The organism is Glutamicibacter sp. St.4D3, from assembly GCF_059728615.1.
The window spans coordinates 236,547-250,085 of sequence record NZ_AP039380.1 but is presented as its reverse complement, the minus strand read 5'-3'; the positions used below and the strand labels follow the sequence as shown (position 1 = coordinate 250,085).

The window sequence follows — 13,539 nt, the reverse complement described above, 5'->3', positions numbered from 1 at the left end:
CAGGTCCCTCCCGCGAAGGGAGGCAAAACAGGCAGACATCCGCCCGTGTGCGGGGACCGTTGCGAAATCTAGCAATCTCCATCGGTCCTGGCCTTAGCACCGCTCCCCGTCGGGGTGGTTGCTGCGACGTCAACGAGCCAGGTCTCTCAGTCGCTCTGGATGGTGTTGTTCCGGTGGGTGTTCCGGGTGATTTCAGTGTGCGGCGGGGACATTCATGTGACCAACCATGACGAAACATCGACGTCACATCGCCACCGAGGAGGCGACAAAGGCTCGGCAGCACCGTAACAATGGGGTCACACGCGCCGGTAAGTCATTGTGTGAAGGCGAAAACCGCAGATCCTTGACAATTCCTCCGGCAGGGTGGCGCCGGTGCCACCGCGCCCGCTGTAGTGGGTGGCGCGGGTTTTACACGCCTCCGCGGACCGGGGGCAGTACCGTGCAGCAGCCGCAGGGCCGGGCCGGCTTGGCCTTGTCCCGCAGTTGGAGCCCTGTGAAACCCTGTGCAGATTCCTCATCCACGAGCCGGCAGATCCACCGGCGCGGAAAAACCGCTGGGGGCTACGCCCTGCCGGGGCCCATAGGCCAGGCGACAACGAAACGCTCAAGCACGACCCGGAAACCCGGCTGCGACGTCAGGGTCGGATCCCATTGGTGTCCAGCAGCCCGCTGGGTGCGACGCCAGTACTTCTCATGCTCGCGGCGCCAGCTGGCCAACGAGCGGTCATCCTCCCCTTCGGCAAAGGCGAAATCGGCGTCCACGTGGTCAAAGGCCGCCAAGGTGACCTCGGTGGTCTGCAGGATGAGACGCGCCGTACCGGTGGAATCGCAGGCTAGCCAATAGGCGCCTGCCTCCGGCAACGGTTCACCGCTTGCCGTGTACTCGTTCTCCAGGCTCGAGGTTGCGCGCTTATCCCCGTCGGAAACTGCGCGCAGCAACGCATCGGCCAATGCGGGACTGTCCCCGAAGTAGTCAACGACAGGCAACACCTCGGGTCGCAGGACCCCGCCCCCTGCCCAAAGCACATAGTCGCCCCACAATTGTCTTGCCCGCGCGAGGTCGACCGGCGGGAGCCGGGAGGCCGAGGAATCCATGGCCCCAAGCCTAGTGCTTTCCGCCATGGGCCGGCGCTGCACAGGGGCCTTTCATTGCCTCTGCCCGGAACCAAGGTTGCGCGCAAAAATCGGCGGGAAAGGCATATGGTGCTTCGTGCGCAGAAACCGCTGGCTCCTCTCCGAAGGACTGCCCCGCCCCGGAGGCACTGCGCCGAAAGCCGGTTCCTCAGGGCAACCACAACTTTTGGAATGTGATGCGTCTCACTTCCATTGGATGTGGTGCACTTCGCCTAGCTTGAGGGGGTCAGAACCCATCAACCCCCAAGGAGCGGGTAGCTGTGCACCCACGATCACTTCGCGCCCCAGCCTGCGCGATCAGCCTGGCGTTGGGCTTGACCGCGCTCAGTCTGGCGCCGGCCCAGGCGGAACCACGCCAAACCGAGAAGCAAGCCACCGCCACCGGTTACGGTGGCGCCGTGGCCACCGTCGACCCGGAGGCCTCTTCCGCGGCGATTTCCGTGTTGCGCCGCGGCGGCAACGCCGTGGACGCGGCGGTGGCCGCCGCCGCGACACTGGGAGTCGCCGAACCCTACAGCGCTGGCATTGGCGGCGGAGGCTACTTCATGTACTACGACGCCGACACCCGGAAGATCAGCACGCTGGACGGTCGGGAAACCGCCCCGGCCGCCATGCCCCACGACGCCTTCATTGATCCGCAGACCGGCAGCCCCTACCCCTTCACCCCGGAGCTGGTGACCAGCGGGGTGTCCGTGGGCGTGCCCGGCACGCTGGCCACCTGGGATGAGGCACTTGACCGCTGGGGAACGATGAGCCTGGGAAAGGCCCTGCAGCCGGCCATCAAGACGGCCACGCGCGGCTTCGTCGTGGATGAGACGTTCCGCGAGCAAACCCTGGATAACAAGGAGCGGTTCGAGGCCTTCGAGTCCACCAGGAAGCTGTACCTTCCCCGAGGGGATGCCCCCAAGGTGGGCACCGTGTTCAAGAACCCCGATTTGGCCAAGACCTATCGCATGATTGCGCGCCGTGGCATCAACTCGTTCTACCGCGGTGAGCTCGCCGAGCAGATCGCCGCGACCGTGCAGGCCCCGCCGGTGGTGCCGGGAACCGAGCTGCCCGTGCCTGCCGGCCACATGACCGCCGCGGACCTGGCACGCTACAAGGTCGTGAAGCAGAAGCCGACCAGGGTGAACTATCGCGGCCTGGACGTCTACGGGATGGCCCCCTCCAGCAGTGGGGGCACCACGGTCGGCGAGGCCCTGAACATCCTGAATCGGTTCCAGCTTTCAACGATGCCGCGACCCGACGCGCTGCACCACTACCTGGAGGCCAGCGCCCTGGCGTTTGCCGACCGCGGCAAATACGTCGGGGATCCGGCATTCGTCGATGTGCCCACCCGCCAGCTGACCGACCGACTCTTCGGGGCCGAGCGGGCCTGCGCCCTGGATCCGCAGCGCGCCTCCGTGAAACCGGTAGCGCCGGGCGATGCCGCCAATTATGACGGGCGGTGCCCCACCGAAGCCGGTGTGGTGGCGCAGGAGAAGGACACGGAGAACATCTCGACCACGCACCTGTCGGTGGCCGACCGGTGGGGCAACGTCGTGTCCTACACGCTGACCATTGAACAGACCGGCGGTTCGGGCATCGTGGTGCCGGGCCGCGGGTTCCTGCTCAACAACGAGTTGACCGACTTCTCCACCGTCTACGATCCGGCCGACCCGAACCGCATCGAGCCGGGCAAGCGGCCGCGCTCCTCCATGGCGCCGACCATTGTGCTCAAGGACCGCAAGCCGGTGCTGGCGGTTGGCTCCCCGGGCGGCTCGACGATCATCACCACGGTGCTGCAGACCCTGGTCAACCGCGTGGATCTGGGCATGGAGCTTCCCGAGGCGATTGCCGCGCCGCGCGCCTCACAGCGCAACACTACCGCGGTCACCGCCGAACCGGAGTTCATTGCCGATGATGCCCGGATGCTGGAGCCCTTCGGCCACCAGTTCGTGCCGTCCGGGGATTCCTTTACCCCGCAGGCGGAGATCGGTGCGGTGGCGGCCGTGGAGATCGGCCCGCGGGGCAAGCTGACCGCCGCGGCCGAACCGACCCGGCGCGGGGGCGGCTCGGCGATGGTGGTGAAGCAGCTGAAGGGACACAAGAAGCACAAGTAGCTCCCGCGCATCCACACCGAAGGCGGCGCGGCCGCGGAAAGACCAGTGACGGGTTTTTCCGCGGCCGCGCCGCCCTGTTCACCGCTGGCCGCTAGCGGGCGGCAGCCAGGCGGTTGGCGATCTTGTACTGGGCGGCGCGGTGGGTGTCCTTGACCCGGTCGCCGGCACCGAAGAGCTTGTTGCGCAGCGAGCCTTCGGCATACTCGGTCTTGTAGGCGCCGCGGGCCTGCAGTTCGGGAACCACATACTCGACGATGTCCTCAAAGGTTCCCGGGGTGATCGCGTAGGCGAGGTTGAACCCGTCCACGTCGGTGTAGTCCACCCAGTCGATCAGCTTCTCGGCCACCTCGGCGCCCGAACCGACGGTGATCGGGCCGAAACCGCCCACGCCGACCCACTCGGCCAGCTGCCGGATGGTCCACGGTGAGCCCTCGTCGCCGCTGGCCTTCTGGAAGGTCTCCACGGAAGACTGGATCGCGTTGGACTTCACGTTCGAGCCGATCACGTCGTCCGGGTCGTAGGCCGAGAGGTCCACCCCCATCCACCCGGAGATCAGCACCAGTGCCCCCTCGACGTCAGCGTAGGACTTGTAGTCCTCGTACTTCGCCTGCGCGGTGGCCGAGTCCTGGCCGGTGATGATGGTCTGCATGGCGAAGATCTTGATGTCGTAGCGGTCCCGGCCGGCGGCCTCGGCGGCGTCACGGATCTTGGTGACGGTGGCCTTGAGCATTTCCCGGGTCGGCGAGGTGACGAAGACGGCCTCGGCGTTCTCGGCCGCGAACTTCACCCCGCGGCTGGAGGCCCCGGCCTGGTAGATCACCGGGGTGCGCTGGGTGCTCGGTTCGGTGATGGCGATGCCCGGAACCTTGAAGTACTTGCCCTCATGGTTGATCGGGTGCACCTGCTCCGGGTTGGTGTAGATGCCGCTGACCTTGTCGGCCTTGACCGCGTCATCTTCCCAGGAGCCCTCCAGCAGCTTGTACACCACTTCCAGGTACTCATCGGCGTGGTCGTAGCGTTCGTCGTGCTCCATCTGGTCTTCCTGGCCCATGTTGCGCGCGGCGGAGGGCAGGTAGCCGGTGACCACGTTCCAGCCGACCCGGCCCCCGGTGAGGTGGTCCAGGGTGGCCAGGCGGCGGGCGAACGGGTACGGGTGCTCGTAGGCGGTGCCCGCGGTGATGCCGAAGCCGAGGTTCTCGGTGACCGCGGCCATGGCGGAGACCAGCAGGATCGGGTCGTTGACCGGGGCCTGGGCACCGGTGCGCAGCGGGGATTCGTTGGTGCCGTTGTAGACGTCATAGGTGCCCAGCACATCGGCGATGAACAGCCCGTCGAACTTGCCCTTTTCCAGCACCTTGGCCAGGTGGGTCCAGTAGCCCAGGGTGTTGTAGCTTGCGGCTTGGTCCTGCGGGTGGCGCCAGAGTCCGGGCGACTGGTGGGCGACACAGTTCATGTCAAAGGCGTTGAACAGGATTTCGCGGGGTGTGCGGCTCATGGCGGTCCTTCTTTCAGGGGTTTGATTCGATGGTGGCGGGCGGGACTAGCGGAAGCTGACCTGACCCGGGGCGGGGACGTCCCCGGTGGCGTTCAGCCGCACCGGGGGCACCGCGTTGATCTCGTAGTCGCCCACGATGCGGGATTTGTAGATGGCGGGGTTGTGGGTGGCGATGGTGCGGGCGTTGCGCCAGTGCCGGTCCATGTTGCAGCTGGCCTTGGTGGCCGAGGCGCCCAGCGGGTCAAAGAGCTTGCTGGTCACCCCGATGGTCAGCGGCTGGGTGACCGATTGGGCGCGGTTGGCGGCCAACTCGCACACCGCATAGCGTTCGGCGGGGCTCAGGTTGGCGTCGGCCAGGGCGGCCTCGACCTCCAGCACCGCGCCCATCACCACCGACTCGATGGCGAATACCTCGGCCGAGACCTCCCCCACGACCTGCAGGACCTGCGGTTCGTGGCGGACCGGGACCCCGGTGCCGGTGCTGAAGCTGCGGGTGCGCAGCTGGACCGAGGAGCGCAGGTCATTCAGCGCCGCGCGGGCCACGCCGGCCTGCACGGCCAGCAGCACCAGCTGGAAGATCGCCGATTCGGTGTCGTTCTCATGCTGCGGGATGAAGCTGTCCACCGGGACCCGCTCGAACGTGGTGGTGCCGGTGCCCGTCAGCTGCTGGCCGAACCCGTCCCAGTCATCCAGGATCCGCACCCCGGAATGCTGGGTGGCCACGACGGCGATCTGCCGACCGGGCAGCTGCGGGTGGGCCACGGCCACCATGGTCCAGTCGGCAAAGATGGTCCCGGTGCAGTAGTACTTCTCCCCGGTGACGAACCAGCGGCCCTCGTGCTCGGTGGCCGTGGTGTTCAGACTGCCCAGCCGGTTGCCGCCGCGTTCGGTGTAGGCGTTGCCCACAATGTGCCCGGCGGAGATCCGCTCCAGCCATTTGGCCTGCAGCGACTGGTCCTCGAAGGCCAGCACGTCTTCGACGAAGGCCAGGTGGGCACGCCAGAGCTGGGCGATGTGGGAGTCGGCTTCGGCCAGTTCAATCAGCAGGCGGAAGACATCGGACATGCGGGCACCGTACCCGCCGCGGTCCACCGGGACGCGCAGGGCCCCGAAGCGTTCCCGGTTCAGCAGCCCCACTTGCTCAAAGGGCAGGATGCGCTCCCGGTCCCGGTGGGCTGCGCCCTCGGCGATTTGCGCGAAGACCGGTCGGAAGGTGGCGGCCAGGCGTTCATATTGTTCGTCGGCCCCAGGCCCCGGGGTGATCTTCAGCAGCTGCCGCTCGGGCAGCTGCTCGGGATGCTGGTCCAGATCCACGGCGTTGCCGGCAGGGGCCTGGGCAGGGTCGGACAGCGTGTTGAAGTCCGGTTGGGGTTCGCCGAATGACATGCAAGAGCCTCAATTCTTCCATCGGTCCTGGCGGTAGCACCGGCCCGCATGGGGTGGTTGCTGCGGCGTCGTGGAGCCAGATCTCTCGGCCGCTCTGGATGGTTCATCTCATTTGTACCGGCGGTGACGAAGCCGGCTCAAGGCCGGCCGTCATATTTCGGGGCATGAAGCGCAGATGACGTCGAACGCCCGGATCGCGCGAATGGGCAAGACGTTACAGCCTGACCCCGTCAAGCGGCAGAATGATGCAGAATCCACAAGGGATCAAAGAAATACCAGAATTACCGGCCCCGGAAACGTACGCTTCGAAGATTCGTCACATTACGAACGATTTGCCTTCCATCCGTTCGGGACGATTACATGGTGGCGTAACCATCCCGAGCGGCCGAGAGATCTGGCTCGTTGACGCCGCAGCAACCACCATGACGGGGAGAAGGCCTCTTCCTGCATGGACGGTGCTAACGCCAGAAGCGATGGAGATGACAATGAGTACTGTCCTTGTGTCGCCCACACCCGTGGCGCCATCCACTGCCCGATCGGTTCAGTTCCACAACCTGGGGCGTTCGTTCACCGCAGGCCGGCAGACCCGCACGGTCCTGTCAGGCATCGACCTGCAGATCACCGCCGGTCAGGTGGTGGCCATCCTCGGCGCCAGCGGCTGCGGCAAGTCCACACTGCTGCGCACCGTCAGCGGCCTGGATCACCCCAGTGTCGGCCAGGTCCGCATTGGCGGCCACGCCGTGGAGGGAATCGATGACCGCTGTGCGGTGGCGTTCCAGGAACCCCGGTTGCTGCCGTGGCGGACGGTGCGCCAAAACATCGCCCTGGGCCTGTCTCCGCAGCTGACAGCCCAGGCCGGCCGCGAGCTGATCGCCGAGCTGCTGGAACTGACCGAACTCACCCACGCGGCGGAACTTCGTCCACGCGAGATTTCCGGGGGCATGGCCCAGCGCGTTTCACTGGCCCGCGCCCTGGCACGGCGCCCCGGGGTCCTGCTGCTGGACGAACCGTTCGGCGCGCTGGATGCCCTGACCCGCCTGAAAATGCAGGATCTGCTGCTGGACATCCACCGTTCGTTCCCGACCACGGTGCTGATGGTCACCCATGACGTGGACGAGGCCCTGAGCCTGGCCGACCGCGTCATTGTCCTGGGGCACCGGCGGCCGAACGCGGAGCAGAAGCAGAACGGGGCCGGGGTCATCGAGGACCTGATCCTGAACTCCCCCAGGCCCCGCAACCGGACGGGTTCCGGATTCACCACCCAGCGCGCGCATCTGCTGCAGCTGCTCGGTGTCGACCCGTCGGGCCATTAACCCCCGCGCCGCGTCGCCTTCCTGTCCACCCCTCACCCTTGCGTCCGGGCCTACTCCCGTGCGCCGCCGAACCCACCCGCTAAGGATTCCCATGTCAAAATTCACCCTGTCCCGCCGTTGCGCATTCACCTTCGCCGCCGTCGCATTGGCCGCGAGCAGCCTCAGCGGCTGCGCCGGGGAGAACGCCGCTGCCGGTGAGACCCTGACCCTCGACTATGCGACCTACAACCCCCTGAGCCTGGTGCTGAAGGAAAAGGGATGGCTGGAGGATGCGCTGGCCGACGACGGCATCAGCGTCGAATGGATCCAGTCGGCCGGGTCAAACAAGGCCAACGAGGCACTGCGTGCGGACGCCATCGACGTGGGTTCCACCGCCGGCTCCGCCGCCCTGCTGGCCCGCTCCAACGGTTCCCCGATCAAGACGATCGCGTTGTACTCGCAGCCCGAATGGTCAGCACTGGTCGTGGGCAAGGATTCACCGGTTTCCTCGGTCGCCGACCTGAAGGGCAAGCAGGTCGCGGCCACCAAGGGCACCGACCCCTACTTCTTCCTGCTGCAGGCCCTGCAGGAGGCGGGATTGGGGGAAAAGGACATCACGTTGCAGAACGTGCAGCACGCCGACGGGCGCACCGCTTTGGCCAACGGCTCGGTGGATGCCTGGAGCGGACTGGACCCGATCATGGCGTCCGCCGAACAGGACGGTGCACGCCTGCTGTACCGCAACCTGGACTTCAACACCTATGGGGCGCTCAACGCCCGCGAGGACTTCCTCAAGGACAGCCCGGAAGTGGCGCAGACCGTGGTTGACGCCTATGAGAAGGCGCGCCAGTGGGCCGGCAGCCACCCGGAGGAAACCGCGCAGATCCTGGCCGATGTCGCCGGACTGGACGCTCAGGTCGCCGACACGGTCATCTCCGAGCGATCCAACCTCGACGTGGCGGCGGTCCCGGACGAGAAGTTCGTTCAGGTGCTGGGCAACATTGGGCCGGTGTTTGTCGACAGCGGCGATGTGAAGAGCCAAGCCGAGGTGGACGCCGCACTGGACACCCTGGTTGACGACCAGTTTGCCCGGCAGGCCGATGCCTCACAGATTGCGGGTGAATAGGCGATGACCGCTCCTGTTGACCAGCAGCCGGCCACCACACAAGCCGATGCCCCGCGCGCCGGACTGCTCGCCGCACTGCTGGGGCTCCCGCACTGGCTAGTGGGCCTGGTTGTCCCCGCCCTGGTCCTGGTGGCGTGGCAGTTGGCCACGACAAGCGGACTGGTGCCCTCCTATGCGCTGCCCACCCCGGCCTCCGTCATCACCGCCGCCGTTGACCTGCTGGAGCGCGGTGAGCTGTGGACCCACATAGGCATCTCCGCCCAGCGGGTCCTGTTGGGCTTTGCCGCCGGTTCGCTGCTGGGCCTGGTCTTCGGTGCCCTGGTGGGACTATCGAAGCTGGCCGATGCCCTGCTGAGCCTGAGCATCGGGGCGCTGCGCGCGGTCCCGTCACTGGCCTGGGTTCCGCTGCTGGTGCTGTGGATGAAGATGGGTGAGGACTCCAAGGTCACCCTGATCATCATCGGCGCCTTCTTCCCGGTCTTCACCACCGTCTCCCTGGCGCTGCGCCACGTGGATCCCCAGCTGGTGGAGGCGGCCCGCTCCTTTGGCTACCGGGGCCTGCGCCTGCTGCGCACCGTTCAGCTGCCGGCCGTGGTTCCCGCCATCTTCTCCGGGCTGCGCCTGGCCCTGGCCCAGGCATGGCTGTTCCTGGTGGCGGCCGAACTGCTCGGCGCCTCCATGGGCCTGGGGTTCCTGCTCACCGATTCCCAAAACAATGGGCGCATTGACCGCCTGATCCTGACCATCATCTTGCTGGCGATCTTTGGCAAACTCACCGATGCCCTGCTGTCCATCGCCGAACGCAAGGCCATTGCCCGCTGGGCCTAGGGCCCGCGACCACGTGTAAAGGATTTTCTTCGATGACAACCATCGACCTGACCTCCGAGGAAAGCACCGACGAAGCCACCCGCCAGCGCTTCTGGGATGAAGCGGCGAACCTGCTGGACTGGGACACCCGATGGCACACCACCTCCCGGATCGTTGCCGCCGACCCCGCCGCCGAACGCGGCCCGCAGATTTCCTGGTACCTGGGCGGCACGCTGAACGCCGCCGTGAACTGCGCGGACCGTCATGTGGCGGCCGGCCGCGGTGAGAAGGTGGCCCTGTACTTCGAGGGGGAACCCGGGGACCGGGAGACCGTCACCTACCGGGAACTGGCCGAACGGGTATGCCAGGCCGCGAACGCGCTGACCGAACTGGGGATCGGGAAGGGTGACCGGGTGGTCATCTACCTGCCGGTGCTGGTGGAGACGGTGGTCATCACCCTGGCCTGCGCCCGCATTGGCGCGATCCACTCCCTGGTTTTCGGCGGGTTCTCCGCCGCGGCCCTGAAGTTCCGGGTCGAGGACACCGCAGCGAAGCTGCTGGTCACCACGGACGGCCAGTTTCGCCGCGGCGCCGCCGTCCCGGTCAAGGACAACGCGGACGCGGCGGTGGCCAGGGAGAACAACATTGAGAACGTGCTGGTGATCCGGCGCACCGGGTGCGACATCGCCTGGACCGAGGGACGGGACGTGTGGTGGCACGAGCTGGTGGACAGCCAGCCCACCGAGCACCAGGCCCAGGCGTTTGACGCCGAAACCCCGCTGTTCATCATGTACACCTCCGGGACCACCGGCAAGCCCAAGGGGCTGGTGCACACCACCGGCGGCTACCTGACCCAGGCCGCCTACAGCCACAACCTGTTGTTCGCCAACCCGGACCCGGCGCTGCGCGAGCTGGACGTGCACTGGTGCACGGCGGACCTGGCCTGGGTCACCGCCCACACCTACGAAATCTATGGTCCGCTGGCCAACGGGGTCACCCAGGTGATCTACGAGGGGGTGCCCAACGCCCCGCACCCGGGACGGCATTTTGAGATCATCGAACGCTACAAGGTCACCAGCTACTACACGGCCCCCACCCTGGTGCGTTCGCTCATGGGCTGGTTCCCCGACGGCATCCCGGCACACTATGACCTGTCCTCCATCCGGGTGGGCGGCACCGTGGGCGAGGCGGTGAACCCGGAAGCCTGGCGGTGGCTGCGCACCGAAGTGGGACGCAACACCGCCGAAGGCATCCCCATGGTGGACACCTGGTGGCAGTCCGAGTCCGGGGCGACGATCCTCTCCCCGCGGCCCACCGACACCGGCTTCAAGCCCGGCTGTGCCGCGCGAGCCACCCCGGGGGTCGCGGTGGACATCGTGGACGCCCAGGGAACACGTGTGGCCCCCGGCGAACAGGGCAACATCGTCATCACCCGCACCGGTCCGGCAATGGCCCGCACCGTGTGGGGTGATGCGCGGCGCTACTACACCAGCTACTGGAAGCAGTACGCCGAGCAGGGCTGGTTCCTGGCCGGGGACGGGGCCCGGTTCGATGCGGATGGGGACATCTGGATCCTGGGACGCACCGATGACGTCATCAACATCTCCGGGCACCGGCTGTCCACCATTGAAATCGAATCGGCGCTGGTCACCCATCCGGGCGTCGTGGAGGCCGGGGTGTGCCCCACCCCGGATGCCACCACCGGGCACGCGGCCACCGCGTTCGTGGTGCCGCTGGACCAGTCGCTGGTCGCGGCCGCACCGGATGCGGCCACCGCGGCGAGGCGCGCGGCGTTCGTGGCAGAGCTGCGGGAGACCGTGCGCCGGCAGATCGGCCCGATCGCCAAGCCGCGGGACGTGGTGCTGGTCCCGGACGTGCCCAAGACCCGCTCCGGAAAGATCATGCGCCGGCTGCTGACCCAGCTGTTCCAGGGCACCGAACTGGGTGACACCACCAGCCTGCAAAACGAGCCATGCATCGCGAAGCTGGAGGAAATCTGCCGCCACCGCTAGGCGCCGGGCCCGCTGGCCTGAGCCTCTTGGAGAACAACGGCCTTGCCCCGCCCCACGCAGTGAGCTGCGCGGGGCGGGGCAAGGCCGTTGTGGTGCCTGCCGGGGCGTACGCCCGGCCGGTGCCTAGCCGGTGGGCCGGCTATTTCCGTGGATCAGTGCCATCGGACTGCGGGTCATCGTCCCCGGTCCGCGGGTTCTCCCCTTCCGGGTCGGGACGGTCCTCATCGGTCACCGGCTTGGCCGGCGGCTGCTGCCCCTCCTCGTAGACGATCGTGTCGTGCGGGGCCGGGGCCCGTTCGATGGTGATGATGTCGATTTCGGTCGTCATCAGGCTGAAGTGCCCGCCCTCATGGCGTTCCACGCCCTCGGCCACCGACTGCTCCAGCACCTCACGGGCCACCTTGTTCTGGATGACCAGCGGGTCGCGGCTCAGATCCTTCCAGATGGCCACGCACAGCAGCAGCATCACCAGCACGAAGGGCAGGGCCGAGACAATCGTGATGTTCTTCAGCCCGTTCAGGGCCGCCGCCGGGTGGTCCCCGCCGGCCAGCAGCATCACCGCCGCCACGGCGCCCACCGCGATGCCCCAGAAGATCACGGACTTGCGGGTCGGGTGTTCAGCCCCGCGCTCACTGAGCGCCCCCATCACGATGGAGGCCGAGTCGGCGCCGGTGACGAAGAAGATCGCGATCAGCAGCACCGTGACCACCATCAGCACCACCGCCACCCAGCCGGGCACCGGCAGCTTCTCCAGCAGGTCGAAGAGCACCAGGTCGAAGTTGATGTCCGGGGCGCCGTCAACGATGCTGGCCAGCGCCTGGCTCGAATCCCCCGAACGCTGCGCACGTTCCTGCAGGCCGATTGCGCCGCCGCCAAAGATCGCGAACCACAGCAGGGTCACGGTCGAGGGCACCAGCAGCACGCCGGTGACGAACTGGCGGATGCTGCGTCCGCGGGAGATGCGGGCAATGAACAGACCCACGAACGGGGTCCATGACACCCACCATGCCCAGTAGAACACGGTCCAGGACGAAAGCCAGTCGGCCATGGTCCCGTCGGTGGAGGCCGCGGTGCGCGAGGCCATTTCCGGCAGGTCGCGGATGAACGCGCCAATCGCGTTCGGGATGACGTTCAGGATGAACAGGGTCGGGCCGCCGATGAAGACAATCAGCGCCAGAACCAGGGCCAGCACCATGTTGGTGTTGGACAGCCACTGGATGCCGCGCTCAATGCCGGAGACCGCGGAGGCCACGAACAGGGCGGTGAGGATGGCAATGATGATCACCAGGATGCCCGAGCCGACGTTCTCCATCACGCCGGTGGCCTGGATGCCGCCGCCGATCTGCAGGGCGCCCAGGCCCAGCGAACAGGCCGAGCCGAAGAGCGTGGCCAGGATGGCCAGGATGTTGATGGTGCGTCCGCCCCAACCGTGGATGGCGCGCTCGCCGAAGATCGAGGAGAACATGGAGGAGAACAGCTGCGGGCGGCCCAGGCGGAAGCTGCCGTAGGCCATGCCCAGGCCCACAATGGCGTACATCGCCCACGGGTAGAGCGTCCAGTGGAACAAGGTGGTGCCCATGGCGGTGCTCAGCGCCGCATCGGTCTGCCCCTCCACGGTTCCCGGCGGCGGGGACATGTAGAAGAACAGCGGTTCGCCCACCCCGTAGAACACCAGGCCAATGCCCATGCCGGTGGCAAACATCATCGAGATCCAGGAGACCGTGCTGAATTCGGGCTTTTCCCCGTCCTTGCCCAGCGGGATGCGCCCGAAGTTCTTCGAAGCGAGCACGATCACGAAGACCGCGAACACCGAGGCGGCGATGACGAACAGCCAGCCGGTGTTGGTGATCACCCAATCCAGTGCCTTGCCGGCCACTGCGCCCAGGCCCTCGGGGGAAACAAACCCCCAGACGATGAACGCCAGGGCCAGGCAGCCGGCAATGCCGAACACCCAGTAGTCGGTGCCGGAGGCGGTGTATTTCCGGGGGCGGCGTTTGCGAGCTGTGTGCAGCTCACCCACGAGCTCCTGGATCGATTGATCACTTGGCTTCATTACGTTCTTCCTTCACTGGCAGGATGGCGCTGCCGACGGGGAAATCATCGACTCGGCGGCAGCGCGCTCCGGGCGGCAGGCTGCCAGGCGGTGGCAGCGGAACGGTTGCATGGCCCCAGTCGGGCGGGCCGG

General features: G+C 67.0%; 9 protein-coding genes and 3 riboswitches. Of the genes, 5 read left to right on the top strand and 4 right to left on the bottom strand.

Features of this window, described 5'->3' with window-relative positions; all coding sequences use genetic code 11:
• Window positions 1-75 precede the first annotated feature (75 nt).
• Window positions 76-166, bottom strand: a riboswitch (SAM riboswitch).
• Window positions 167-561: 395 nt separating this feature from the next.
• Window positions 562-1,026 (bottom strand): ASCH domain-containing protein, encoded by a 465-nt coding sequence (locus tag AC6I21_RS01230; protein ID WP_249354281.1) that lies wholly within the window; start codon window positions 1,024-1,026, stop codon window positions 562-564.
• A gap of 368 nt (window positions 1,027-1,394) precedes the next feature.
• Between AC6I21_RS01230 and ggt the strand changes: the two genes are divergently transcribed.
• Entirely contained in the window at window positions 1,395-3,236 is a 1,842-nt protein-coding gene (gene ggt, locus AC6I21_RS01225; RefSeq protein ID WP_138174500.1) for a gamma-glutamyltransferase, read from the top strand.
• A gap of 91 nt (window positions 3,237-3,327) precedes the next feature.
• On the opposite strand, the gene AC6I21_RS01220 is transcribed toward ggt, so the two are convergent.
• Window positions 3,328-4,731, bottom strand: coding sequence for an LLM class flavin-dependent oxidoreductase (locus tag AC6I21_RS01220; RefSeq protein WP_138174502.1), 1,404 nt, complete (start codon window positions 4,729-4,731; stop codon window positions 3,328-3,330).
• Window positions 4,732-4,776: 45 nt separating this feature from the next.
• Complete coding sequence (locus AC6I21_RS01215; RefSeq protein WP_138925499.1) at window positions 4,777-6,117, bottom strand: acyl-CoA dehydrogenase family protein; 1,341 nt, start codon at window positions 6,115-6,117, stop codon at window positions 4,777-4,779.
• Window positions 6,118-6,132: 15 nt separating this feature from the next.
• A riboswitch (SAM riboswitch) is annotated at window positions 6,133-6,222 on the bottom strand.
• Between the two features lie 264 nt (window positions 6,223-6,486).
• A riboswitch (SAM riboswitch) is annotated at window positions 6,487-6,597 on the top strand.
• Between the two features lie 5 nt (window positions 6,598-6,602).
• Between AC6I21_RS01215 and AC6I21_RS01210 the strand changes: the two genes are divergently transcribed.
• The 4 genes from AC6I21_RS01210 (at window position 6,603) to acs (ending at window position 11,354) form a co-directional block, all read left to right on the top strand.
• Window positions 6,603-7,430, top strand: coding sequence for an ABC transporter ATP-binding protein (locus AC6I21_RS01210; RefSeq protein ID WP_497762947.1), 828 nt, complete (start codon window positions 6,603-6,605; stop codon window positions 7,428-7,430).
• A 91-nt stretch (window positions 7,431-7,521) separates the two neighbouring features.
• Window positions 7,522-8,535, top strand: a complete 1,014-nt coding sequence (locus AC6I21_RS01205; RefSeq protein WP_497762946.1) for an aliphatic sulfonate ABC transporter substrate-binding protein — start codon at window positions 7,522-7,524, stop codon at window positions 8,533-8,535.
• 3 nt (window positions 8,536-8,538) lie between these two features.
• A complete protein-coding gene (locus tag AC6I21_RS01200; RefSeq protein ID WP_138174510.1) occupies window positions 8,539-9,363 on the top strand; it encodes an ABC transporter permease in 825 nt (274 codons plus the stop codon).
• Between the two features lie 32 nt (window positions 9,364-9,395).
• Window positions 9,396-11,354: an acetate--CoA ligase gene (gene acs, locus AC6I21_RS01195; protein WP_497762945.1), complete on the top strand. Its 1,959-nt coding sequence runs from the start codon at window positions 9,396-9,398 to the stop codon at window positions 11,352-11,354.
• Between the two features lie 139 nt (window positions 11,355-11,493).
• Here the strand turns inward: acs and AC6I21_RS01190 are convergent, their stop codons facing one another.
• Window positions 11,494-13,407 (bottom strand): BCCT family transporter, encoded by a 1,914-nt coding sequence (locus tag AC6I21_RS01190; protein ID WP_497762944.1) that lies wholly within the window; start codon window positions 13,405-13,407, stop codon window positions 11,494-11,496.
• Between the last annotated feature and the right edge of the window lie 132 nt (window positions 13,408-13,539).

Coding starts and splice junctions, on each gene's coding strand:
- AC6I21_RS01220 (WP_138174502.1), bottom strand. CDS start 4,731: ATGAGCCGCACACCCCGCGAAATCCTGTTCAACGCCTTTGACATGAAC.
- AC6I21_RS01215 (WP_138925499.1), bottom strand. CDS start 6,117: ATGTCATTCGGCGAACCCCAACCGGACTTCAACACGCTGTCCGACCCT.
- AC6I21_RS01210 (WP_497762947.1), top strand. CDS start 6,603: ATGAGTACTGTCCTTGTGTCGCCCACACCCGTGGCGCCATCCACTGCC.
- AC6I21_RS01205 (WP_497762946.1), top strand. CDS start 7,522: ATGTCAAAATTCACCCTGTCCCGCCGTTGCGCATTCACCTTCGCCGCC.
- AC6I21_RS01200 (WP_138174510.1), top strand. CDS start 8,539: ATGACCGCTCCTGTTGACCAGCAGCCGGCCACCACACAAGCCGATGCC.
- acs (WP_497762945.1), top strand. CDS start 9,396: ATGACAACCATCGACCTGACCTCCGAGGAAAGCACCGACGAAGCCACC.
- AC6I21_RS01190 (WP_497762944.1), bottom strand. CDS start 13,407: ATGAAGCCAAGTGATCAATCGATCCAGGAGCTCGTGGGTGAGCTGCAC.